The sequence below is a fragment of the Bacillus sp. FJAT-26390 genome, from assembly GCF_001682865.1.
Classification (GTDB): domain Bacteria; phylum Bacillota; class Bacilli; order Paenibacillales; family Paenibacillaceae; genus Pristimantibacillus.
This window is the reverse complement of the sequence record NZ_MAQX01000032.1, coordinates 496,196-521,031: the sequence shown is the minus strand read 5'-3', so window position 1 is coordinate 521,031 and position 24,836 is coordinate 496,196. Positions and strand designations below refer to the sequence as shown.

At 49.7% G+C, this 24,836-nt stretch carries 18 protein-coding genes; 9 read left to right on the top strand and 9 right to left on the bottom strand.

Going from position 1 to position 24,836, the window contains the following annotated elements:
* Positions 1-59: 59 nt before the first annotated feature.
* From A7975_RS23125 to A7975_RS23105, 5 genes are all read right to left on the bottom strand, one after another.
* Positions 60-1,418, bottom strand: a complete 1,359-nt coding sequence (locus A7975_RS23125; RefSeq protein ID WP_082198433.1) for a HAMP domain-containing sensor histidine kinase — start codon at positions 1,416-1,418, stop codon at positions 60-62.
* 26 nt (positions 1,419-1,444) lie between these two features.
* Positions 1,445-2,119 carry a response regulator transcription factor gene (locus A7975_RS23120; protein WP_053372972.1) on the bottom strand — a complete coding sequence of 225 codons (675 nt, stop codon included), beginning with the start codon at positions 2,117-2,119 and terminating at the stop codon, positions 1,445-1,447.
* A 335-nt stretch (positions 2,120-2,454) separates the two neighbouring features.
* Entirely contained in the window at positions 2,455-3,696 is a 1,242-nt protein-coding gene (locus A7975_RS23115) for a cation:proton antiporter (RefSeq protein ID WP_053372971.1), read from the bottom strand.
* A gap of 2 nt (positions 3,697-3,698) precedes the next feature.
* A complete protein-coding gene (locus A7975_RS23110) occupies positions 3,699-4,190 on the bottom strand; it encodes a cation:proton antiporter regulatory subunit (protein ID WP_053372970.1) in 492 nt (163 codons plus the stop codon).
* A 48-nt stretch (positions 4,191-4,238) separates the two neighbouring features.
* The gene (locus A7975_RS23105; protein ID WP_053372969.1) at positions 4,239-4,601 is read right to left on the bottom strand and encodes a hypothetical protein; all 363 of its coding nucleotides are present in this window, start codon (positions 4,599-4,601) and stop codon (positions 4,239-4,241) included.
* A 223-nt stretch (positions 4,602-4,824) separates the two neighbouring features.
* Between A7975_RS23105 and A7975_RS23100 the strand changes: the two genes are divergently transcribed.
* The gene (locus tag A7975_RS23100) at positions 4,825-5,286 is read left to right on the top strand and encodes a cupin domain-containing protein (RefSeq protein WP_053372968.1); all 462 of its coding nucleotides are present in this window, start codon (positions 4,825-4,827) and stop codon (positions 5,284-5,286) included.
* A gap of 92 nt (positions 5,287-5,378) precedes the next feature.
* On the opposite strand, the gene A7975_RS23095 is transcribed toward A7975_RS23100, so the two are convergent.
* Positions 5,379-6,923 carry an HD-GYP domain-containing protein gene (locus A7975_RS23095; protein WP_065386664.1) on the bottom strand — a complete coding sequence of 515 codons (1,545 nt, stop codon included), beginning with the start codon at positions 6,921-6,923 and terminating at the stop codon, positions 5,379-5,381.
* Between the two features lie 140 nt (positions 6,924-7,063).
* On the opposite strand from A7975_RS23095, the gene A7975_RS23090 reads away from it, so the two are divergent.
* On the top strand, positions 7,064-8,260 hold the full coding sequence (locus tag A7975_RS23090) for an MFS transporter (RefSeq protein WP_053372966.1): 1,197 nt from the start codon (positions 7,064-7,066) through the stop codon (positions 8,258-8,260).
* Between the two features lie 31 nt (positions 8,261-8,291).
* Here the strand turns inward: A7975_RS23090 and A7975_RS23085 are convergent, their stop codons facing one another.
* Positions 8,292-9,953 (bottom strand): PAS domain S-box protein, encoded by a 1,662-nt coding sequence (locus tag A7975_RS23085; RefSeq protein WP_053372965.1) that lies wholly within the window; start codon positions 9,951-9,953, stop codon positions 8,292-8,294.
* Between the two features lie 340 nt (positions 9,954-10,293).
* Here A7975_RS23085 and deoC point away from each other — a divergent pair, with 340 nt between their 5' ends.
* Positions 10,294-10,983, top strand: coding sequence for a deoxyribose-phosphate aldolase (gene deoC / locus A7975_RS23080; protein ID WP_053372964.1), 690 nt, complete (start codon positions 10,294-10,296; stop codon positions 10,981-10,983).
* A 106-nt stretch (positions 10,984-11,089) separates the two neighbouring features.
* On the opposite strand, the gene A7975_RS23075 is transcribed toward deoC, so the two are convergent.
* A complete protein-coding gene (locus A7975_RS23075; RefSeq protein ID WP_065386663.1) occupies positions 11,090-11,962 on the bottom strand; it encodes an aldose epimerase family protein in 873 nt (290 codons plus the stop codon).
* A gap of 463 nt (positions 11,963-12,425) precedes the next feature.
* Positions 12,426-13,580 (bottom strand): peptidylprolyl isomerase, encoded by a 1,155-nt coding sequence (locus A7975_RS23065; RefSeq protein ID WP_065386661.1) that lies wholly within the window; start codon positions 13,578-13,580, stop codon positions 12,426-12,428.
* A 378-nt stretch (positions 13,581-13,958) separates the two neighbouring features.
* On the opposite strand from A7975_RS23065, the gene A7975_RS23060 reads away from it, so the two are divergent.
* The 6 genes from A7975_RS23060 (at position 13,959) to A7975_RS23035 (ending at position 24,707) form a co-directional block, all read left to right on the top strand.
* Positions 13,959-15,404 carry an HD-GYP domain-containing protein gene (locus tag A7975_RS23060; protein WP_141680390.1) on the top strand — a complete coding sequence of 482 codons (1,446 nt, stop codon included), beginning with the start codon at positions 13,959-13,961 and terminating at the stop codon, positions 15,402-15,404.
* A 103-nt stretch (positions 15,405-15,507) separates the two neighbouring features.
* On the top strand, positions 15,508-16,503 hold the full coding sequence (mgrA, locus tag A7975_RS23055) for an L-glyceraldehyde 3-phosphate reductase (RefSeq protein ID WP_053372962.1): 996 nt from the start codon (positions 15,508-15,510) through the stop codon (positions 16,501-16,503).
* Positions 16,504-16,703: 200 nt separating this feature from the next.
* On the top strand, positions 16,704-20,564 hold the full coding sequence (locus tag A7975_RS23050) for a response regulator (protein WP_255314526.1): 3,861 nt from the start codon (positions 16,704-16,706) through the stop codon (positions 20,562-20,564).
* A gap of 102 nt (positions 20,565-20,666) precedes the next feature.
* Complete coding sequence (locus A7975_RS23045; RefSeq protein WP_053372960.1) at positions 20,667-21,398, top strand: response regulator transcription factor; 732 nt, start codon at positions 20,667-20,669, stop codon at positions 21,396-21,398.
* A gap of 193 nt (positions 21,399-21,591) precedes the next feature.
* Positions 21,592-22,887 carry a putative bifunctional diguanylate cyclase/phosphodiesterase gene (locus tag A7975_RS23040; RefSeq protein WP_065386659.1) on the top strand — a complete coding sequence of 432 codons (1,296 nt, stop codon included), beginning with the start codon at positions 21,592-21,594 and terminating at the stop codon, positions 22,885-22,887.
* 35 nt (positions 22,888-22,922) lie between these two features.
* Positions 22,923-24,707: a methyl-accepting chemotaxis protein gene (locus tag A7975_RS23035; protein ID WP_065386881.1), complete on the top strand. Its 1,785-nt coding sequence runs from the start codon at positions 22,923-22,925 to the stop codon at positions 24,705-24,707.
* Positions 24,708-24,836: the final 129 nt, after the last annotated feature.

Below are 24,836 nucleotides of genomic sequence, written 5' to 3'. Positions count from 1 at the left end.
CGGATGAAGGTTAAACCCAGCGTGCTCCAAGTTTAAATTTCGTTTAAAAAAAGGGCAGCTCACCTCGGATAGATGTAGACGCTTGTTCCAGCAGGATAGCTTTCCATTTGCCACTCTAAATGCATCTCATGAAGGAGATAGTCGACAATAGCGAGTCCAATGCCTGCGCCTTTGCCGTCAGAAGCGGCTTCCATTCCATTTCCATGATCGCGTATGACCAGCGCAGTCCGCTCCTGATGCTGCTCTATCGTAATGCCTATATATTTGCCGCTAACCGCATGCCTGGTCACATTTTGAAACAAATTGTCCAGCACGCGGCGGAATCCGGCCTTATCCACATCCTGCAGCAGCTGTTCTTCGGGAAGCTCTACCTCCGCAGCGATCCCCTCCTGTTCCCATAATGGGAACCAGGATGCCGCGCTTTCCCTAACGATGCGCAGCAAATCCTGCCGCTCCAGTTGCAGAGGGTAACGGCCGCTGGTCATAAGCGTGTAAGAGAGCAGATTTTCGATGAGGCTGCTAATGCTGGCGATTTTTTGCTCCATTTGCTTGAGGGAGCTTTGTCCGTTCATGCTTAGCGATTCCTTCCGCAAGGAATAGAGATGGCTGCTCATGACCGTTAAAGGCGTCCGCAAATCATGGGACAGGCTGGCGATAAGACGTTTGCGAAGCTCCTCCTCCGCGCGCTCTCGTTCCGTGCTTTCGCGCAGCTGCTCGACCATTTGGTTAAAGGCAGCCTCGAGCTGTCCGATTTCATCAGGCTTGTTCAAGGCGATCGGCTGCGGAAGCCCGTTTTCGCCATGCAGCGTCATGGCTGCTTGCAGACCGAGCAGACGCTTGCGAATATGGCGGAAGAAGAGCAGAGAGACCAAGAAGAACAAAACGAGCATAATGAATAAAAACGCAATGTAAAAGGGCGTCCCCGTTCCGATTGGCCTCTCCAGCTTGATGATGCTGCGCGGCATCTGCATGACCATGAAGGAAGGCTCTTCATGTGCTGCGCCGAGAAACGAGACGACGGTATAAGGGTCGCCGTCGATGCTTTTCTTCATGAATTGAACGGCGTCCGCCGGCATCCAGCGGCTTGGCAGCCCCTCTTGAACCGGCAGCTGAATTCTGGTTAAGCCGGCGGAATCCACCCAGAAGAAGGAGGCTTCGGGGTATTTCTGCTTGAGTTCGCGCAGCTTGCCGTCGATATCGGCAGCATTGCTCTCACGCAGCTGCGCCGCTTGGTTATGCCACATATCGGCTAGGTCATTGCCGCTTCCGTATTTTAAATAATTCGCGTCAGAGGTATGCGTATTCTCTTGAATAAGGAGATAGAGGACAGAGGCAAGCGGAAAAACGATTGGGATAAATAAAAACGCGAATAAGATGATAAGCAGATAACGGGACAATAGCGTCTTGCGAAATCTCATGCCGCTCGGGCGCTTCCGAGGTTTTTTCATGCGCGAACCCGGTAGCCGATGCCTCGCACCGTTTCGATGATTTCCGGGGCTGCCGGGTCCCGTTCGATTTTTTCTCTTAAGTACCGGATATGAACCATTAACGTTTTATCTCCCTCGATAAAAGCCTCTCCCCAGACGGACTCGTAAATTTGCTCCTTTGTCATAATTTGCCCCAAATGGCGCAGCAGGTAGCTGAAAATATGAAACTGCTTGCCCGTGAGCGTAATTTCATCCCCGGTATCGCGGTTTTCAACCCGATTCTGCTGCTCATGCACGAGCAGATGCTTAATAACGAGCGGCTCAGAGAGGCGCGCTCCCGAGCGGCGTAGCAGCACCTCGATACGAGCCGTAAGCTCGTCGGGATGGAAGGGCTTGGTCAAATAGTCGTCCGCGAATTGCAGCCCTTGCAGCTTATCATCTATGGACGTTCGGGCCGACAGCATGAGGATGGGGATGTCTGGCGCGGCCTTTTTCAGCCTTTGCCCGATCGTAAACCCGTCGAGCCCCGGCAGCATGACGTCGAGGATGACAAGTCTGCAGCCCGCCGCGGCTTCAAGCGCGCCTTCGCCATTTTTCAGCCATTTGACTTCATACCCTTGCTCCTGTAGGTGTTGGTAAACGAAGCTTCCGATTTCGTGATCATCTTCAATATATAGCAGCGAAGCAGTCATCTTTCGATTCAGTTCCTTTCGTATTTCCAATTATTTTCCTGCTGCTTGATGTTATGTCTAGATTATAAGGCAGAGCTTCGCGGATAGCTATGCCGGGGGATTCAAGAAAGTAGGGGGACGCTGTAGAAAGCGCAACGAAAACCTGATATTGCATTCGATTTGAGGAGCAACGCTGCTGAATTGCAGCCCAGATGGCTTATAGATAGGGAAATGAGCTAGCAAGCGGCTATTCTGTTGTAGTAACTGCAATGTAGCGGGGGATGTGCCGCTCACCCCACTAGCTACTAGTCCGAACAATAAAAAGGAGCCTGGACTAAGCATCCAGGCCCTTCATATCAGCTCTTTCCTGCCGGTTCTTTCACCGGAGCAGGCTCTCGAGGTTTTTTCAGTTTTTCCCACCTAAAGATGGTGTTGAGTCCTTTGAACACCAGCTTCGATTCTTTGGTCAGAAGCGGCCCCAGTATCGCTAGGATGAGGACGTACAAGGCAGCGAACGGCTGCAGGAGCTCAAGCAAGCCGCCGGCCTTGCCTAGGTTCGCCATGATGATGGAGAACTCGCCGCGAGATACAATGGTCAGACCGATGTTCGCGGAAGCTTTTGGCGACAAGCCTGCGCTTTTTCCGGCCAGCATACCAGCGAGAAAATTGCCGAACAGCGTAACGGCAACGGCGCCAAGCGACAGCCATACCGCACCGCCAAGCGCGAACGGGTCAATCGTGAGACCGAAGCTGAAGAAGAATAATGCTCCGAAGAAATCGCGGAAGGGCAGGATGAGATGCTCGATCCGCTTCATATGGACCGTCTCAGCCAGCACGAGGCCAACGAGCAGCGCGCCGATTGCTTCTGCTACGTGGATCGTTTCGGAGAAACCTGCTACGAGGAACAGGAAGCCGAATACGAGCAGCAGGAACAGCTCATTCGAGCGAATATTAAAAATTTTGTTCAGGAGCGGAGCAGCCTTCCTGCCAATAATAAGGAAGAGCAGCATAAAGCCTAATGCGTAAGAAGCGGACAATAGCACGCCGCCTAAGGATGATGAGTCGCTGAGCACAAGTCCTGAGAGAACGGATATATATACGGCGAGGAATATATCCTCGAACATAATAATGCCAAGTATCATCTCGGTTTCCGGATTTGCCGTCCGTTTCAGATCGACGAGCACCTTCGCGACGATCGCGCTAGACGAAATGGTCGTAATGCCGGCAATGACCATCGTTTCCTCGATAGGGAAGTCGTTGATCCAGCCAAATAACAAGCCAAGTGAAAAGTTGATTAAAATATAGATGGTTCCGCCTATCGCAATAGAGCGACCCGATTTCATTAATCGACCCACAGAAAACTCCAGACCTAAATAGAATAGCAGGAACAGCACGCCGAGCCGTCCCATAAATTCGATTAGTTCTGCACTATGAATAAACCTAAAGTCCAATACGCCTACGTGAGGCGCATGTGGACCTACGGCCATGCCGATTAAAATATAAAACGGGATGACGGAGAACCGAATTTTTGCAGCTAACAGCCCGACTAAGGCGATGAGAATAACAGCAAGACCGATTTCCAGCACCATGTGATCCATAATTAACGGCTCCCGTTTTGCAGCATAAGCTTAAGAAGCTTCAAATGCTGGCGTTCACCTGCAACGATGAGGGTCGTATCTGCCTTGAAAATATAGTCGGGGCCGGGATTGATATGCTTTGCTTCTTTCTCGACAGCAGCGATGATCGTCGCTCCCGTCGTTTGGCGGATATCGGCTTGACCGATCGATCTGCCAATACATGCGGCGTTTGGTTCGATTTTGTACCATTCAATCGTCAGGTCATCAAGCGCCACCTCAATGGTCTCGAGCGCCTTCGGCTTATAGGTCATGCCGCCAACGATAGCAGCAACTTGCCTTGCTTCTTCATCGTCTAACGTAACCATGGAAATGCTATCGTCTGGATCCTCATATTCAAAATGGTACATCTCGCGGCGTCCATCATCATGAATGATAATGACAAACTTGTCACCGCTTCTCGTCATAACTTGGTATTTGCGGCCAATACCGGGCAAATCGGATTCTCTAATATTCATTGTGTTTTCCTCCTCATTTGTGGTTAGTATGCGAACCAAATGAGAGGATTAACCAACGAAATGGGATGTGAATTTTATCGGAGTCATAAGCAAATCTCGCAATCGCTGCGGAACGGTCGTGCGGAGTGCGGCTAAGCTTGTGGATAGCCAGTGCATATGCAAAAAGGCATGCATATAGGCAGCCAGCAGTACGTTTTCGGGAAAAAAGACTTTCGTAGTGGTGTTCTGCTTGCCTACAATGGACGTAGAGTATTTCGCTGACGCGGTCATACGACTAGCGCCAGCAGTCAGCTCGAACGTATTGCCTGCTTGGTAGGCGAACAGCGCTGCTAGGAGCAGCGGAACAATAATGAGCAAATTCATCAAATGCTTGCGACTGATGTGACCAAAATCAAGTGCGCGATTGTTCATCTGTCCACCTCCAAAAAGTTAGTTAATATAAGTATAACTTATAAATCATAAATAACAAAGCTGTTTCCACATATTAGTTAGGCAAAAAAATGAACATTCGCCTTCTATCCCCACCTGTTTAATGAATTGACGATCGCAGAGGATGCGTTATAGAATGAGGAAACGCATTGATTAACGACAAGTAACGACAAGAACGCAAAAGAGAGAAAGAAGGTTGAAATGGATGGGAGTAACAGTGAAACAACTGTCGCCGCTCGTGCAGTCGCTTGGACTCAAGGAGCATGTTGAAGGCGGATGGTACAAGGAAATTTGGAAAGCCGGATTTGAAATACCGCAGGAGGTGCTTGGTGCTCCCTATTCAGGACCACGCTTTGCGGCTTCATCTATATACTTCCTGCTTCATCCCGATGAGTTTTCCGATTGGCACACCGTTTATTCGGACGAGCTATGGATGTGGCATGCAGGCAGCCCTTTGATGCTGACGCTCGGCGGAACCAAAGAAGCGCCGGAAACAAGAAAAGAAATCATTGTTGGACCAGACGTGCTGGCAGGGCATCAGCCGCAGGCGCTTGTACCGGCCAATGAATGGCAGATGTCGCGTCCGCTGGGCGACGAGCCGGTGCTCGTATCCTGCGTCGTAGCGCCAGGTTTCCACTATGATGATTTTAAACTCATAAAACGGTAATTTTCATTTATATTACCAGCACTTATATAATCAGAACTTAGAAAGAGCCATCCGAGAAGGAATATTACCTTGCCGGATGGCTCTTATATGTATTAGGAAGCTTCTTCGCCCTCGTTTGCCTTCTCACGCAGCGAGTCAATGAACAGCTGTGCGAGCTTAGGGTCCCATTGGGTGCCCTTGCCGTCCTCTATAATCGAGAGGGCGCGCTCATAGGTCATTCCCTTCCGGTATGGCCTGTCGGAGGTCATTGCATCGAAGGCATCCGCTATGGCGATTGCACGGCCAAACAGCGGGATGTCAGTCCCGGCGAGCCCATCGGGATAACCCTTGCCGTCATAGCGCTCATGATGCGAGCGCACGCCAGGCAGCAGATCAGCCATCGCGTCGGCAGGCTCGATTTGCTTCAAAATATTTTCGCCAAGCACAGGGTGAAGTTTGATCTGATCAAATTCCTCGTCGGTGAGCCGGCCTTCTTTAAGGAGGACGGCGTCACGTACGCCGATTTTGCCGATATCATGGAGCAGAGCCGTTTTGTGAAGAATATCGATGTCGCTCTCGGACCAGCCGTCCAGCCTGCCGATTTGTACGGAGAAGCGGGCTACCCTAGTGGAATGGCCTGCCGTATACGTATCGCGCGCGTCCAGTGCTGCCGCCAAAGTCATGAAATAGCTTTGCAGAAGCTGATTGTTGCGCTGCTCGCGCTCCTTCAGCCCATTCACCATATGGTTAAAGCCGGCAACAAGCTTGGAGAACTCATCGGAGTACACGTCTGCTGCGCTCGAGTTGAAATTGCCGGCTTGCACGCTGCTCATGCCATTTTGAATCGTATGTATGGGATCTTCAATGCTGCGGGACAGCAGCGATGCTCCAAGAAGCGAGTAAATGACACCGATGATGAGAATGATGCCCGCCCACTGCCAGTAAGCCATGGTGCCTTCACTTTGAAGATGGTCGAGCCTAATTTGCGAAGCCAGTCCAAACAGCAATAAAGGCAGCGTTCCGATCAAAAAGGCGCTAAGCCTAAACTTTGTGCGGATGGAAACGAGCACGCGGCCGCCAAGCGTAATATCCTGCATATATAATTGCTTATGCTGATCGCGGATAAAGGTAACGACAGGCCTGATCGCTTTGGACGATAAGAAAAACTCGATCATCGCATGCATGCTTGCAATCATTAAGGCGACCGCGGCTGCAATCCCGATGTACGAATAGGGCAGCTTTAGAAACCCTAGCTTTATGAACGCGAATGCCATACTGACAGCAGGCAGCAGCAAACCGAGAAAATGCGGACCAAAGGTACGTTTAACCGCTAATGTAGGAAATTGATGCGTTTGGAGATAAGCCGTTTTGAGCTGCTCGGACGTCGGATGTGCATTTTTGAAAATAGCTTGAATAGGGCGAAGCTGCCGATAGAAGACAAAGAGCTCGCAAACGAACATAATGAGAAGCGAGCTAATCATGATGATGCCTAACAGAAAGCGTTCATTGGCCGGGATCGAAAGCGTGGAAAACACGACGATGCCGCCAACTCCGAGCACTGCGACCGTTGATCCGAAAATATAATTACGAAGGAGCTGGGTCAGGAAAGAGGCGAAAATACGGCCCCCGGCTTGTTCGCGCTCGCTAAGTAAATGCATAAATGGTGACCTCTTTTCCCGAAATGTCTGTTAGACTAGTACACAGTACCTATAGTATAAATCGGCATTTTGAAATTGTATATTAGATATAATGAGTAAAAGCTGCACGCAAATACGGGCAATACGAGAGGAAAACAACAGTGAAGGAAACGCTTTGGACCAAACCATTTATTTTGTTGATTTTATCCAACCTGTTTTTATTTTTATCGCTCGAAATGCTGCTGCCGACGCTGCCGATGTTTGCGGCGAATAAAGGCGGCACGGATGCACAAATCGGACTTATCATCGGCTTATTTACGTTCTCAGCTGTATTGTTGCGGCCCTTTGTCGGCATGGCATCCGATAAATTCGGCAAAAAGCTGCTGCTGCTCGTCGGCGTAGCGATTTGCTTAATCGGAACGGCCAGCTACTATGCGGCGGTTACGATCACGATGATGCTCATGCTTCGAATCGTGCATGGCGTGGGCTTCGGTATTTCAACGACCTTGTACGGGACAGTCGCCTCCGACATTATTCCTGCCACGCGCAGAGGCGAGGGAATGGGCTTCTTCGGAACGGGCAACGCGGTAGCGATCTCGCTCGGGCCTTTTCTTGGCATTTGGTTAATGGAGGAGTTTGGCTTCTCCGTCTTGTTCATTGTCGGCGCTTGTATTCTGCTTATCGCCATCATCTGTACGGCCTTTGTACAGGGGGACTCACGCGAAGAGCGGGCAAAGGCACAGGTGGCATCAGCAGCAAACACATCACTGATGCTTAGGTTCGTGGAGCCTAGAGCCTTGATGCCATCCCTGCTCGGGACGTTAGTTGGCTTATCCCTTGGAGGAATTATCAGTTTTATTACTTTGTTCGGCAAAGAGACGGGCGTGGAAAACATCGGCTTCTTCTTCTTAGTGCTCGCTATAAGCGAATTTCTGATTCGATTTGTGAGCGGGCGGATTTTTGATACAAGAGGGCGGTTCTGGGTGCTGTTCCCGGCGGCTATTTTTTGCATAGTGGGCTGCGTGATTCTCTTTCTAACAAAATCTACGGGGATGCTGCTGCTTGCGGCGGTGTTTTACGGGTTCGGCTTTGGGGCGATTTTCCCCGGCTTGCAGGCATGGGTGATCGACAGAGTAGAGCCGCAGCGCAGAGGCGTGGCGACAGCTACGTTCTATAATGCCTTTGATATTGGAATCGGCAGTGGTGCGATGCTGCTTGGGCTCGTTGCTACATGGTCGAACTATGCCACGATGTATTTGGTGTCGAGCGTGTTTTTCCTTATTTATTTGGTCGTGTACTTCTTGTATGAGAGGCGGCTGAAGCGGGAGAACCAAATAGCGGAAGGGGTGCGATCGTAGCTCTGCAAGGCAGCGCTACGATCGCGTAGATTTACTGGGAGACGTAGCGGTTTTTCCCTTCGCGCTTCGCTTGATAAAGCGCTTTGTCCGCTTGGGTGAACAGCTCGTCCTGCGTATAGGAGCAATCGGGCTTCCAAGTGGCAGAGCCGATGCTGATCGTGACAAAAGGATTGCTGGCTTCTTCGGCGTGGGGAATTTGCAGCTGCCTCACCGCTTCGAGCAGCCGGTGCGCGATTGTAGCGGCACGCTCCTTGCTCGTTTGCGGCAAAATAATGCCGAATTCCTCGCCTCCGTAACGGGCGACTATATCGAGCGGGCGCTTCAAGGCGCTGCGCATGGCGGCGGCGATCTGTCTGAGACATTCGTCGCCTTTTTGATGCCCAAACGTATCATTGTAGGCTTTGAAATTGTCGATATCGCCCAGCATCAGCGTGACTGGCATATGATGGCGCTGCGCATCCTCCCACTCGTTGTTCCATGATTCATCGAATGTTCGCCTGTTCGCGATGTTCGTCAGCTCGTCAATGTGAGAGAGAGCATGCAAAATTTGATATTGCTCCAGCATCTTCAGCTCAATTTCTTTGCGCGGGGTAATATCCCTGGATACCGAGACCAAGGTTTGCGTACGATCCCCGTCGTGGAAGACGACGCGAGACGTGGATTCGAACCAGCGATAGGTGCCATCCTTGCGCCTTATTCGGTAAGTGATGGCGCTAGCGTCAGCATTTTTGTATATCAGCTCTTGATTGTCGAGCATCCGCTGATGGTCATCGGGATGGTACAGCTGGAAGGGCGACAGCCCGATCAACTCATCGTCCCGATAGCCAAGCAGCGTATAACAAGCAGGGGAGACATAAGTAAATAAGCCATCCCGATTGTGCTTGGAAATCATATCGCTTGAGTTCTCGGCAAGCAGCCTGAAGCTTTTTTCGCTTTCCTGCAGCTGGTCGGCTGTCCGCTTGCGCTCCGTAATTTGGCGGAAGTGAACGGAGAGCCCGAACTCCGAAGGGTATACATTCGCTTCAAACCATTGGTTCAGCATCGGAACAAACTGCTCGTACAGCCGCTGCTGGTTGTGCTCCATCGCGATCTTATATTCCTTCTGGCTAACAGATCCGACTAACCAGGGGAACAATTCCCAAATGTTGCGTCCGATCAGCTCTTTCCCGCTTTTTCTAAACAGCGTCTGCGCCGCTTCGTTCGTATAAATAAACCGGTACTGCTCATCGAGCGAGAAGAAGGCATCCAAGATGCTCTCCAAAATGTTGGAAATTCGCAGTGTCAGCTGCTCTACTTCTGATATCGCTTTCTTTTCATCGGATATATCCATTATCTGAGATATAAAATGAAGCGGCTCTCCCTGCTGATCGTATACAAGCGATACGGAGAGCAGCACGGGCAACGTTTCGCCGGACTTTTTGAAATATCTCTTATGCATTTGATACGTATCTATTTCGCCATCCAAAAGCTGCTTCACATAGCGGTCATCCTGCTCTAGATCGTCTGGATGGGTAATCTGTGCATAGTTAAAGCTGCAAAGCTCATTCTCCTCGTAGCCCAGCATCGTTTGAGCGGAGGGATTAGCTACCATAATGCGGCCGTCTAAATCAACTAAAGCCATACCGATTGGGGCGTATTGGAATGCGCTGCGGAATAAATCGGCTTCGCGATTCGGTTTTGAAATCAGGGTCAAGCTGCGCACCTCTTCTGCTGTCCATACTGGATAAGAATGTTAGTATATAGTAAAGAATAGAACACAATAATTCGTTTGTCCACAGCACTTAAGCATTAATATTTATGCGGCATGGCAAAAAAAGAAGCCCATAAGTCTAAGGCTCCTTGAACATGCAATCGAAAGTGAATGTATGGCATTTATGGCAGTAAATTATTGTTGTTTTTTTGAAAGCTACGTATAATAAAACGTAATATGCATATCTCTTTCTATGATTTGGATAGGATAAGCTAGTGATAATGCGCCTTGGCGGCGTTTTGCCAGCACTTAGAATAGTATGAGATGAATCGGAGGAACAATAATGGGCAATGTTACTAATTTCACGTCCGCTGAAATAGCGGCGATGATCGACCATACCATTTTAAAGGCGGACGCGACGCGGGAAGAAGTATTGCAAATATGCCGCGAGGCTAAGCAATATCAGTTTGCAACGGTGTGCGTGAATCCGGGCTGGGTATCGGCTGCTGCTGAAGAGCTGAAAGGGTCGGGAGTCGGAATTACAACGGTTGTTGGCTTTCCGCTTGGGGCAACCACAACGAGGTCCAAGGCTGCGGAAGCTAAGTTTGCCATTGAAGATGGAGCGACTGAGGTAGATATGGTTCTGAACATCGGGCTGCTGAAATCAGGCGATCTTGAAGGCGTGCTGCGCGACGTTGAAGGAGTAGTGGCTGCCGTTAAAGGACATGCCTTGCTTAAAGTTATTTTGGAGACCGGACTTCTGACAGACGAAGAGAAGGTTACGGCAAGTGCCATTTGCAAAAAAGCAGGGGCCGACTTCGTAAAAACGTCGACAGGCTTCGGCAAAGGCGGAGCTACGGCAGAGGATATCGCGCTTATGCGCAGTACCGTTGGCCCTGACCTTGGCGTGAAGGCATCGGGCGGCGTACGCGACCGTGAAACGGCGCTGCAAATGTTCGCGGCCGGCGCAACGCGCATTGGGGCAAGCTCTGGCATCGCTATCGTTACAGGCGGCCAAGGCGAAGGGTATTAACATCTAGCAGCAAAATAGCTAAGAAATAAGGGAAGCCTTGCTTGCCCTGAGAATATTCTCAGAGCGAGCAAGGCTTCCCTATTTTTTTAAGGCAGGTAGAACGGGCTTAACGCTCGCAGCTAATCGTTAGGTTAGCATGCAGTACTCCGCCAGCTTCTAGCATAACGAGCTCCTCTTGGCGATTCAGCTCACCATTCTTAGCCATCCATGGCTCTACGCATACGAACGGACGATCGTTGACTGACCATAACACCATATATTTGAAAATGTCATCGTAAGTCAGACGAACAAGGGCGCCTTGCAAGCCGCGGAAGGAAATTTCGCTTTTCTTAGGATCAAGCAAGGTAACGGACTCAACAAGCCCTTCCAAATCAATGACGCCATCAAACGGCTTCTCGATATTATCGTTGTAGTCGAGGTAGCGGGTAGCGTCGATATCGTAAGCAATCTTTTTGCCTGAATCTATCGCAAAGTAAGGGTGGAAGCCTGCATAGAAAGGCATAGCGGCTGCTTCGCTCAAATTGCGGTATTGCTGGCGTGTATGTAGTTCGCCGTCTTTGAGCACGTAAGTAAACAGCAGCTCGAAGTCAAAAGGGTAGGAGCGAAGCGTTTCTTCATTGCTTTGCAGGCGAATCGTAATGGAAGCCTCGTCCTCTGCTTTGGTGCCGACAACCTCCCATACAGCCGTGCGGGCTACCCCGTGGTTAGCCATTTTGTACGTTTGGCCGTTCCATTCATAAGCTTGTCCTTCAAGCTGGCCGCTGATCGGGAACAAGATCGGATTGCCGCCGCGAATGTTCGCGGTTGGATGCTCGAATGTCGACTTGTCCAGATAAAAGAGTTCCAAACCATTCAGCTGGCAGCCGATTGCGATACCGCCTCGCTCCGGACATACAAGCACGCGTGAGTCGGTGCTTTTCTCCGTTAATTCATATAGCGTAAACGTATCCTTGTAGCTGCGTACCTCGTAGTTGCTCACTTTATTTCCCTCCAATTAATAGATGAATGACATATTGTTCCCATCATATCATATTCATTATGCACGATCTCGTACAATCTCGTTTGGCGTGCCCGTTCTGCTCATGCCTATGGCGTCATACCTCTATCCCCGCCATCCGTCGGCTCATCAAGCATAAAGAAGATGCAGGTTTAAAAATAGTCTAATCTAGTAAATCAAACATCTACTCCTATTTAAGAGATTCGCATAGAATAGATTAACTTCAGAAAGCAGCAGGTTATGACGATCCGCCAAAACATGCAGCCATGCGACGACAACTACCGACATCCTCTTGCATTTTCCGAAGCCAAAGCCATCCGGAGCTCCTCCCTCCGGGCAAAGGATGGCTTTATTTTTTTATTTCACACGTTCGAACCCCAAAAAAGGGGCAGCGTCCCGCAGGCCATTAAGCTCTGCGAGGCGCTGCCCCTTTGTTTAACTTCGATTATTCAGCTTTTGGAGCTTCAGTAGCCGCAGGGTCTGCAGATGCCGCCGGAGTCAATGAATTTGTGATTTTCGCTTTGGCGCGAATATCATTCATCCATGCTTCAGATAGCTCATTTGCTTCCGTAGCAACAAGCTGCTTCTTGATCTCTTCCTTCTTCTCTTCGAAGGTTGGAACGACTGCAGCTTTCTCAGCTGTTTTCTTAATAATATGGAAACCGTGCTCGGATTGAACAACGCCGCTAATCTCATTAACTTTCAGTGCGAAAGCAGCCTCTTCGAACTCAGGAACCATTGCGCCTTTGCCGAAGAATCCAAGATCGCCGCCGTTATCCTTCGAGCCTGGGTCGATTGATTTCTCCTTCGCGATTGCTGCGAAATCTCCGCCTTGCTTAAGCTGAGCGAGAATGGCGTCAGCCTCTTCTTTGGTAGCTACCAAGATATGCGATGCTTGAATTTGCTCAGGCGTGCCGAGCTGATCCTTGTTCGCATCGTAGTATTGTTTAATCTCATCTTCCGTAACATCTGTTTTTGGCTCCAAAATTTTACGGATCGTCAGATTGATTTTTGTATCCTTCTTCAAGCTGTCAAGCGTCATGTTGTACTGAGCAAGCGTAGAATTGAACTGCTCGTCCGTTCCGAAGCTCTTCTTGATGAGCGCGATTTCGGAATCGACGTCAGCATCGGTAACCGTGATGCTAGCTGCTTTTGCTTCTTGCATAATAAGCTCTTGCGTAATGAGGTTCTCAAGCGTAGCCGGGCCGCCTGCTTTAAGCAATTCATCATACAGCCTGTCCTTGCCTATGTTGACACCGTTGACAGTTGCCACGGTTTCGTTGCTGGATCCAAATGGCGGCTTAATTAGCACGACGATGAGCAAAATCGCCAGAACGGCCGAGACGATCATCCATGCTTTTCCGCCTCCGCCTTTTGGCGCTTCATGAACGCTCTCTGCACCTGCCGCTGCTGTGCGAATATCGTCGTTTGATGCTTCTGGCAAATCTCCGTCGGAATCATTAAGAAGCTCCGCTTCGATAGCCGCATCTTCATTTGAAAGCTTGTCCTGCCGCTCTTCCTTGTCGAGCGTAAAACGTTCTTCTTTCGCGTCCAATTCTTTTTCTGGCTCTTTGTTGGACTGCGAGTCCTTGTTAGTCATTCCATAAACTCCCTTCGTTTTGCCTTTCTTTCATTACTATAACAAAACAAGCATGAAAAAACCTTAATCTAACATAAAAATATAACTTGCTGATTTTGTCGATCCGTATTAATGATATAAATAAAGAACATAACATGATGTGCTTGCAAATGATTTGCTGGAAATGGGCAACCTCATATTTCGACATAAATTTCGCTGTTTAAAGGAGGCTGGAGGGATGGTATTATAGTAATAGAATATATTCCAACATTATCCTACAAAATTCGAGCTTATTTTTAATACTGAATGAATAGTCTTTTTCCAAATAGAGAAGCCATCCAGAGCCTTTGTGGTTAGATAAACAAATATATGACTATGTAAGTTGTAGGAGGAATAAGCTTGCGCAAAAATGCGGGAGTATTCATACGCTTGTCACTATCGATGCTTATCCCTTTGACGGGCTATTACATATTGCGCGGCTCTGAGATGGATAAGAGCATCAATGCGCCGCAGGAGCATTTCTATATTGTCAGTCTCGTATCTGCTCTCTCGCTGGCTTTAGCGGTCGCGGTCGGATTTGTCGCTATACAGCTTCGCAATATTAAGATTAGTTTTTTATCGTTATCCTATGTGTCCCTAACGGCGATGTTTGTGCTGCATGGCTTATCTACGCCCGGGTTTCTGATGCATCATGCCAGCATTGCAAGCAATGCTGCCCAGCTTAGCGTAATGCTAGCGGTCGTCTGGCTATGGATGTCCTCGGTTTCCGTGGATCAGCCTCTCATTAAATGGTTTGCGCATTGGCAGCGGCTGCTGCTTCCGGTGTGGACATTTTTGCTGCTCATTTTTTGCGCGGTGCTTTGGTTTAATCCTGAAATCACCGGCACATTCCATCTGAAAGAGCTTTCGATGAAGTGGCTCATCAGTATTTTCGTTATTGGCCTGAACAGCTGGACGATATACCGCTATTTGAAAACTTACTTATCCTCCCGATTCCCTCTTCAAATGGCTATTGTATATAGCTCCGGCTGGATGATTATCGCTCAAATCATTATTGTAAGCGGCCATACTTGGGATATGAGCTGGTGGCTGTACCATTTCCTGCTGCTTGCCGCCGTTATCGTTATGGTCATAGGCATTGTCAATCAGTATGTCAGCTCCAAGTCGATTTCCGCTTCCGTTAAGCTGATGTTCCGGGCTAATCCGCGCGACTGGATCAACACCTACATGTCAACCAGCGTAAGGGAGCTGGTCATGACAACAGAGGCGAGAGATTCGTATACGGCAGGCCATAACTACCGGGTTGCTTTATATGCTCTGAAGCTAGGCGAGGAGCTTGAGCTTACTTCCGGCGATCTAAGAGCTATCGCGCAGGGCGGCCTTGTCCACGATGTTGGCAAGCTGCGCATTCCGGATACGATTTTGAACAAGCCCGGGAAGCTTACTCCCGAGGAGCGCTGCGTAATTGAGGAGCATCCCGTTTCGGGATACGATCTGTGCAAGAGATTAGGCTTTATGCCGGAAGAGCTTTCCGTTATACGCTCTCATCATGAGAAATGGGATGGCAGCGGCTACCCCGATCAACTGGCTGGAGAGCAGATTCCGCTGCTGGCAAGAGTAACCGCCGTGGCAGATGTTTATGATGCCTTAACCTCTTCGCGTTCTTATCGAAAAGCAATGTCGCATGAGGATGCCATGGAGATTATTGTGAAGGAGAGCGGGCGTCACTTTGATCCGCTCTGCGTGAAGGCATGGGTGCGGCTCGTGAGCGAGCAGCCAGGCTTCTTCGAGGAAACGATTCGAAACAGTCCGCACCTTAAGCTGGACAAAAAACTTGCAAGATAAAGAGAGTTTCCTTTGTCCGCTTACAGATGTACAATAGACGTAGCTTCATTTTTATTCCAAATGGGATGAGATTTACTAATAAATGGTTGAGGGGATATCGAACATGACTTATTTAGCGGCTAACAATCGGTATGAGGGCATGAAGTATAATCGCGTCGGACGCAGCGGCTTGAAGCTGCCAGCTATTTCCCTTGGGCTATGGCATAATTTCGGCGGGGTTGACCGTTTGGAGAACGGACGAGCTATGATTCACCGCGCATTCGACCTAGGCATCACCCATTTCGACCTTGCGAACAACTATGGACCGCCTCCGGGCTCAGCCGAAGAAACTTTCGGGCAAATTTTAAAGCAAGACCTTGCTGCCTATCGGGATGAGCTTATCATTTCGACAAAAGCAGGCTATCATATGTGGAACGGGCCTTATGGCGAGTGGGGCTCTCGGAAATCTTTGGTTTCAAGCCTGGATCAGAGCTTGAAGCGCATGAAGCTAGATTATGTCGATATTTTTTACCATCACCGTCCGGATCCGGACACGCCGCTTGAAGAGACCATGGGAGCGCTTGATCATATCGTTAGGCAAGGCAAAGCGCTGTATGTCGGCGTTTCTAACTATAACGCGGAGCAAACGGCTCGCGCGGCAGCTATTTTGAAAGATCTCGGCACGCCATTCCTTATTCATCAGCCATCGTATTCGATGTTTAATCGCTGGATCGAGGATGGACTGCAGGATGTGCTGGAGCAAGAAGGCATTGGCTCTATCGTGTTCTCGCCGCTTGCAGGAGGCTTGCTGACTAACCGTTATTTGAACGGGGTTCCTGCTGATTCACGCGCCGGAGGACCAAGCGTATTCCTTAAGGCAGATCATATTACGGATAGCAAGCTGAATAAGGTCAAGCTGCTTAATGAGCTTGCCGAGGGGCGAGGTCAAACGCTTGCCCAAATGTCGCTTGCATGGGTACTTAGAGGCGGCAAGGTGACATCAGCCTTGATCGGCGCAAGCCGCGTTGAGCAAGTAGACGACAATGTTGCAGCCCTTAACCGCTTGGATTTCAGCGATGACGAGCTTAGCCGCATTGAATCGATTCTTGCCTCTGAGTAAGGATATAATTCTTGTTGCAGGCTATATGTTGCAGACTGAAACAAATGAAACGCTAGAGAAGCTGACCGCGCTAATGCGGCATGCTGGATCTAGCGTTTTTTTATTCTCCCGGTGCAAGTTAAAAGAGGTATAATAGTGTCAAAGTTCGACAATTTCGGTAAAGATAAGGCGGAGCGGGAGGAGAAAGCGGCTTGAAAAAAGTGTCGTTACGCACAAAAGGGTTGATATTGATTGTTCTCATTTCTTTTATCCCGCTTTTGATTGCCGGGGTGGGCAACTATTCCGCAGTGAAGGAAGCGATGCTTCAATCGGAAATCGAGAAGACAAGCAGCCGGCAAAGCAATCGCGCTAACATTTTGGCGTCATGGATGGCTATTCGCAAGGCGGAGGTTGTCGTCATGAGCCGCACGGAAGTGGTGCGATTCGGTACGGATGAGGAGCGGCTTAATTATTTTGGGCGTGAGCTTATCCGCGGCGGATTCATCTATCACGCGATTGGCTTCGTCGACGAGAATGGACTCGGCCTGCGTACCGATGGCAGAAGGGTGGATATGAGCGGCGAGTCATTCTTCCAAGAGGCTATCAAAGGGGAGGTAGTCATTACAGACCCTGTAACGCCAACGTTCTCGGATACGAGGCAATCGCTTATCGTTGTCCCTGTTTATGGGGCCAAGAATGAAATAAAAGGGGTCGTATATGCTTCTTTCGTATTTTCGACGCTGCAGCCATTTATTGAATTTGCAGAAGAGAACTCGATCATTCGTTTATTCAATGACCGGGGCGGCATCCTTTATCATTCGGATGCCGATACGCAGACGCTTGCGAGCCTGTTCGATAAGCAGTCCCCCTTGCACCCGATTGCTAACAAATTGTTGGACTCGCAAGAGGGTATGACGAGCTTAACGATAGAAGGCAAGGATTACGCGGTCTTCCACACGAAGGTGAATGATACGCCATGGCGTTTTGCGCTGCAGGAGCCGATGTCGAAGCTGCAAGAGAAGATGAAGCCGATCTTTTGGCGGATTTTTACGACCATCGCCGTCTCGGAGGTCATCATTGTTATCTTTTTCTTTCTTTATTTTGAACGTATTGTTAAGCGCTTGGAGCGAATTCTTGTTGTGACGGAGCATGCTGCGGCTGGGCGCTTCGAGGCTGAGCACCTGGAGGTTGAGCCGCATGATGAGCTCGGTCAGCTAGGCCATTCCGTCAACGGCATGATGGAGCATCTGCAGGAAATGTTCGACCGGCTTGAGGCAATTATTAACCAGAACCAGTATGCTTTCATCGTGCTTGACGATCAATATAAAATTTCCTATTTGAACCAAACGGCAGAAGAGATGCTGGGCTATAAAAGCGAGGAACTGGCCGGGATCGCAACGCCGCTATTGTTCATGGATTTGGATGAAATTCGCGTGGAAGCGGAGAAGCTGTCCATCGAGCTTGGCAGGGAAGTGCAGCCTGGCATTGATCTCTTTAAGGAGCTTCGCGGACAGTCCTTCTCCTATGAGCGAGAGTGGACCTTTATACATAAAGACGGCACGCGGATTCCGACGCTGCACAGCTCGAATGGCTTGCGTGACCGGAATGGCCGCTTCTCGGGTGTCGTAGGCATGGTTTTGGATATTTCAGATCGCAAGCACATGGAGAAAACGCGCAACCGGTTGCTCGACATTGTGGAATCGGCAAAGGACCTGATCGCTTCCGTCAACTCCGACGGCAAAGTCGTCTATATGAATCGAGCCGGCAGAGAGATGTTAGGCCTGCAAGACGCGATTGACGGCGAATATACCGTTAAGCAGCATTCCCAGTCGGAGATGTATTCCGAGCTTGTGAATGGCGCTATGCTGGCTAAAGAATATGGCTTCTGGGAGAGCGGTGCGCAGCTGCTGAAGAGCAATGGCGAGACGGTGCATGTGTCGATGGTCGTCGTTGCCCATTTGGATGAAAATACGGGAGAACTGTTTTTCTCCTGCATCGCCCGTGATATTTCCGAGCAGAAAATCGTGCAAGAGGAGCTTGTGCGCGCCACGCTTGAAGCGGAGGAGGCGAATCAGGCGAAGAGCCGGTTCCTTGCGCTGATGAGCCATGAGATTCGAACCCCGTTGAACGGAATCATAGGTTTGACTCAGTTGATGCGCAAGACCGGGCTTTCTGCGTCACAGAAGGATTATATGGATAAGATGAATACATCCTCCGAGACGCTCCTGCGCATTATTAATGATATTTTGGATTTCTCCAAAATCGAGGCAGGCAAGGTGGATATTGAACGTTTGCCGTTCCAACCGGATGAGCTCATGCACCGCATAACTGACCAATTAAGCGTCTTTATGGGAGGCAAGGAGCAGTTCGAATTTATTGTCGATATGCCCGAGCACATGCCTCAGACGATCATTGGAGATGCGCTGCGGCTTGAGCAGGTTCTTCTCAACCTGTGCATGAATGCCATTAAGTTTACGAACCGGGGACGCGTGAGGATGAAGGTAGAGCTTGCGGAGGAGTCGGATAAGGGGGTAAGCCTAAGGTTCAGCATCTCGGATACAGGCATCGGCATGAGCGCAGAGCAGGTGGACAAGCTGTTCAAGCCCTTTACGCAGGCGGATGGGTCAACGACCCGGAAGTTTGGCGGAACCGGCCTTGGTCTGGTCATTTCCAAAACGTTGGTTGAGCTGATGGGCGGCAGGCTAGAGGTTTCTAGCGAAGCCTACGTGGGCAGCCAGTTCTGCTTTACGCTGCCGTTCACCGTCATTCACAAGTATACGGAGCAGCGAAGCCAAGTTCGGCCGGATTTGAAGGAGCAGCTGGTGTGGATCGTAGAGGACGACGACGAGATGAGAGGGCATTGGAGCGAAATTATCGAATCCTTCGGCTTAACCCCTATCGCGTTCCATTCTTGGAAAATGGCCCGTGACCGCCTACGCCGCATTGGAGCGGGCGCATTGCCGAGGCTCATCGTGCTGGATATGGAAATGCCGGATATGTATGGCGCGGAAACCTGGCTTGAGTTCCACAGCGATGCGGAAGCGGCTGGCGTGAAGACGATTGCGATGACAACTTCCTATGGGCGCGATGAGATGATGCAGCTGCCTGCCGAGCAAAGGCCGGTCACGCTGCTTATCAAGCCGATCATGCGCAAAGGCATGCTGCGCGCGATCGAAAGTGTCCTTGAGCAGAAAGGGACCGGCGTAAGCGAGCAGGAAACAGTGCCTCAAATTGTAGAGAAGCGGAGAAACGGTTCGAATACGCGCATTCTGTTAGCCGAGGACAATAAGATCAATCAATTGGTAGCGATTGAAATTTTGAAGGAGCAGGGCTACGAGGTAGGCTTAGCAGAGAATGGCGAGGAAGTGCTTCACAGGCTTATGGAAGAACACTGGGATCTGGTATTGATGGATATTCATATGCCGGTGATGGATGGCTCGGAAGCGGTTCGCTTAATTCGGACCCAGCCGATATACGATGATCTTCCTATTATTGCAGTGACTGCCAACGTTCTTCGCAACGATCATGAGCGTTACTTGAAGCTTGGCATGAACGATGTAGTGACCAAGCCGATCTCCTCGGATCGGCTGCATACGGTCATTGCCTATTGGCTGAAGAAGGGCAAAGAGCCAGTCGAGAAGACGGAGACGATGCATGAGGGTCATGCCAAGTCCAAGCGTTCCAATCTATCGGAAGCAGCAGAAGGCAGCTCGTTGCCGGCCATTGCCGGAATGGATGTGGCGGGCGCTCTGGCAAGAGTTAACGGCAAGCTTCCGATCCTGCTTCATATGATGGAGCAGTTCATGCTCGATTATGACTCTTTTGCCGATAAGCTGCGGATCGCGCTCAAAGATTCAGAGATAACGATAGTCAAGCGCATGGCACATACTTTAAAGGGAGCAGCGGGTTATTTGTCTGCTTATGAGTTGTTAGAGGCGGTATGCGAGGTGGAACGTATCGTTAAGCAGCCGCAGCTTGAAATAGAGACGCTTCATACGGCGATTGACCAACTGGAGTTGAAGCTGAAGCAGCTGTTGGCGGAACTTCGTTATGCTAAAGAAGTATTCGACAATAAATCCTAACAAATTTCTAACAAGTTGTTGTTCCTTTAATTTCCGTATTGTATAGTAGAGATACGTTAAATATTCGACAGAAATCTTCAATCCTCAAAAAGGGTGACGACAATGTATAAAGTTTTAGTTATTGAAGATGACGTCATGATGAGTGATATGCTGTCTATGTATTTATCAGAAGAAGGCTATTCCGTCATGCAAGCCTACAGAGCGGACGAAGGGTTGAAGCTCACGTCAGAGTTTGTGCCTGATTTGGTGCTGCTTGATTTGATTTTGCCCGATTTGGACGGTATGGAGGTTTGTTCACTCATTAGAAAGCGCTCTAACGTACCCATTATGATTCTTTCTATGAAGAGTGAAGTGTCTGAGCGGGTCCAAGCCTTGAAGGCTGGGGCAGATGACTACATGTGCAAGCCATTTAGCATGCATGAAATGACAGCTCGGGTAGAAGCGTTAATTCGTCGTTCGAATACGATGCAGGCAGAAACGAAGCAGCAATCTGCAGCAGCGGTAGAAGTGCTTGACGATCGTGAGCCGATCCAGCTTGATTTTGAAAGGCGTCTATTGCTTGTTCGCGGCCAACTCGTTGAGACAACCTTCTCGGAGTACGAGCTGATGAAGCTATTTCTAGCTTACCCCGGCAAGGTGTTCAGCAGGGAAGAACTAATAAATACGATTCGCGGCTTTGACTCCTTCGTGACAGACCGTGCCATTGACGTACATATCGTCAATCTTCGCAAGAAGATCGAACAGAACCCGAAGGAACCAAGGTTGATCCGTACGGTTTGGGGATTCGGTTACAAGTATATGGCTGAGCATACAAGCAGCATGAGCCAAAGCTAATTACGGTTAAATTGTTTTTCTCTTGAGGAACCATTTCGCGTCAGCGGAATGGTTCTTTTTTTTGTTTATAAGCAAGGTTGTTAAGGCAGTTATTAAATTATCTAACACTCTCCTAAAGATATCCCCTAAATTTTTCTAATGAATGTATGACAGAATGATTGTAACTTTAGAACTAGGACGGTGGTTGGAGGAAATGGATGCGTTGACCGGTTTGCCTGGTCGCAACGAAGCTTTTGCACAGCTTGAAGTGGCCGTAAATGTCGTACGTGCGACAGGTAAGCGTATGGTGGTGGCATTGGTCGATTTGGATCGGTTTTATCGCGTGAACGAAACAAAGGGAACGGAATTTGGCAATGATGTGCTGATCATCATGGGGAAGCGACTGGCTGATGCAAGAGCGGTTTCAACAACGGTGAGCAGGGTCGGAGGAAACCGGTTCTTGGTTGCGATGCCGGTTGAGCATGATGAGCATCAGAGCTTGCAAGCGGTAGAAGAAATAAAAAATGCGATCGAGCGTCCAATTGATGTCGATGGAACGGAGCTATATTTGACTACCAGTATCGGAGCGACATTATTTCCACAGGATGGACGGACCAGCGAGCAGCTGATTTGCCGGGCGGAGTCGGCCTTATACCAATCCAAGGAACAAGGCGGCAACCGGGCGAGGTTTTATAATACGGAGGACACCATTCATCTTAACCGGCGCATCGATATCGAAGCGGCGCTTAGGCCGGCACTATATTTGCAGCAGTTCCACCTCAGCTATCAGCCGATCTATCGGATCAGCGATGGCAAGCTGAGAGGATTCGAAGCGCTGATTCGCTGGCATCACGAGGAGCTGGGCGAGATTACGCCTTCGGAATTTATCCCCATTGCCGAGCATAGCGGCCTGATCGTTCCTATCGGTGAATGGGTGCTGCGGGAATCATGCAGAATGCATGCAAATATGAGTGAATACAGCCTCAATAATTTGATAATGTCGATAAATGTATCGCCATTGCAGCTGCAGAATACAACTTTTTCCCAGATGATTCTAAACGCGCTAAAGGAGCATAAGCTGGACCCTTCCTGCTTTGAGCTCGAAATTACGGAAAATACGATGATGAACTCCTCGGATGTGGCCTTGTCCAATCTCAGCTGGCTGCGCGCGGCAGGCGTGCGCATCGTGCTTGATGATTTTGGCGCCGGCTACTCTTCTCTATCGAATTTAAAGCAACTTCCGGTTCAAGCCCTGAAGATCGATAAGTCTTTTATCAAACAGATTGATCGGCATAGTGCGGAACGGGTTATCGTCGAAGGCATAATTAAGCTTGTTCATAAGCTGGGACTTGAGGTTATCGCCGAGGGTGTCGAATACAAGGAGCAATATGAGCTGCTGAGCGAATGGGGCTGCAATTACGTGCAGGGATATCTGCTCGGCAAACCGCAGGAGCCTGATGTGCTTGACCTGTCTATGTTTCGGCACTCGAGTGTTACAACAGAGAAATAGACCAAAAGGGGTATTGTCCAGTGAAACGATTCCGTATGCGAAACAATTTCCGATCCATGAAACCAAACATTCGTTTGCAGATCATGCTGCTATGTTTGTCGCTCTTGCTTATACCTAGCCTTTTAGTTAGCGCCCTCAGCTATGAATCCGCGGTGAAGGGGCTTGATAGCGGCGGTCAGAAACAGCTTAAAAACAGTGTGAAAAGCACGATTGGTTTAATCGCAATGCTGGATTCGCAGGTGAAATCGGGCGCGATTGACCGCGCAGCGGCAGAGGAATTCGTGAAGGTGTCGATGCTCGGTCCGAAGGATGCAGCAGGCAAGCGGCCTATCAACAAAAATATTGACCTTGGTAAAAATGGCTATCCTTTTGCTTTTGACACTGATTCCATCATGGTGGCTCATCCGAGTACGGAAGGAACTAGCCTTATTGGGCTGAAGAACAGTCATGGCGAGCTTGCAGTCGATTCGGAGCTGGGGCTTCCCATTACAGAAGCTTTCCTCAAGAAAGCGGAATCCGGCGGCGGATTTGTTTATTATGATTGGACGCTTCCGGGTACGGTGGATGAAATGGCGTCTAAAGTTATTTATTTGGAGAAGGACCCGCACTGGGGCTGGATTGTGGCTTCAGGCACGTATATGATGGATTTTAATCAAAGCGCCAATCAAATCATTAAAGTGACAGTCGTTACGTTGTTGATCACGATTGTAGTCGGAATAGCAGCGGCAATGCTCTTTACCCGCCGTTTGACGAAGCCGATTAAGCAGGTTTCAAAGCTCGCAAATGAGGTAGCGCTGGGAAATCTGCAAATCGAGCCTATCGTATGCAAGCGCCAAGACGAGGTAGGCCTGCTTGCAAATAGCTTTAATGCTATGGTGGTCCAGTTGAAGACGCTCGTGGGCGAGGTTGGTCGGAGCGTCGATCAGGTAGCCTCATCCTCCGAGGAGCTGATGGCTAGCGGCGAGCAAACGAGTGAGGCAAGCGAGCATATTGCCTATACGATCCAGATGGTTGCTGACGGAGCGGAGAGGCAATCAGCTACCGCAGAGCAAAGCTATCAGGTTATTCATGGCATGTCTGCGAGCGTAAGGCAAATTGCGGACAGCACAGACCAAGTATCGCATTTGGCCAAGAAAACATCCGATAAAGCAATAGAAGGAAGCGAGGCGCTTTCGCTGGCTGTTTCTCAAATGGAAACGATAGAGCAATCCTTTAATAGTCTTGCTTTAGCGGTTCAAGGGCTGGGCACTCGCTCTAATGAAATTGTTAGAATGGTACAAGTCATATCCGACATCTCCGCGCAAACGAATCTGCTCGCGCTTAACGCTTCGATCGAAGCGGCAAGGGCAGGCGAGCATGGAAAAGGGTTTGCGGTTGTAGCAGGCGAGGTACGTAAGCTTGCGGAGCAAACGCGGGAGTCCAGCGAGCACATTGCTAAAGTCGTAATGGCAGTCGGCACGGAGACAGAGCGCGTCGTGCTTGCGATGAATGAAGCGGGCAACGTGGTGTCCGGCGGTATTGATGCCGTTGAGGGTGCAGGACGCATGTTCGGCTCGATACGGGATGAGGTTATGCAGGTTGCCCAGCAAATCGATGAGGTGTCAGAAGCGGCAACAGGCATTGCAGCAGGCACGGAGCAAGTCATGCAGTCTATAAAAGAGGTTGTCGATATAGCGGTGGAGGGTGCCTCAGGAACGCAGACGGTGGCTGCCGCCGCGCAGCAGCAGACTGCCTCTATGGAAGAAATAGCAGCGGCGTCTGCTATGCTTGCCAATATGGCGGAGCACCTGCAAAAGGAAATTTTGAGGTTCAAGGTATAGCTGATAATAGCGGCAAGAATGCCCCGGCAGCGATAGGAACTGGCTGCGGGGCATTCTTTTTTTTTACACGCCGGAAGGGGCAAAAATATAAAAGACCTGACAAGGCACATGAAGCGTGCGCGATCAGGT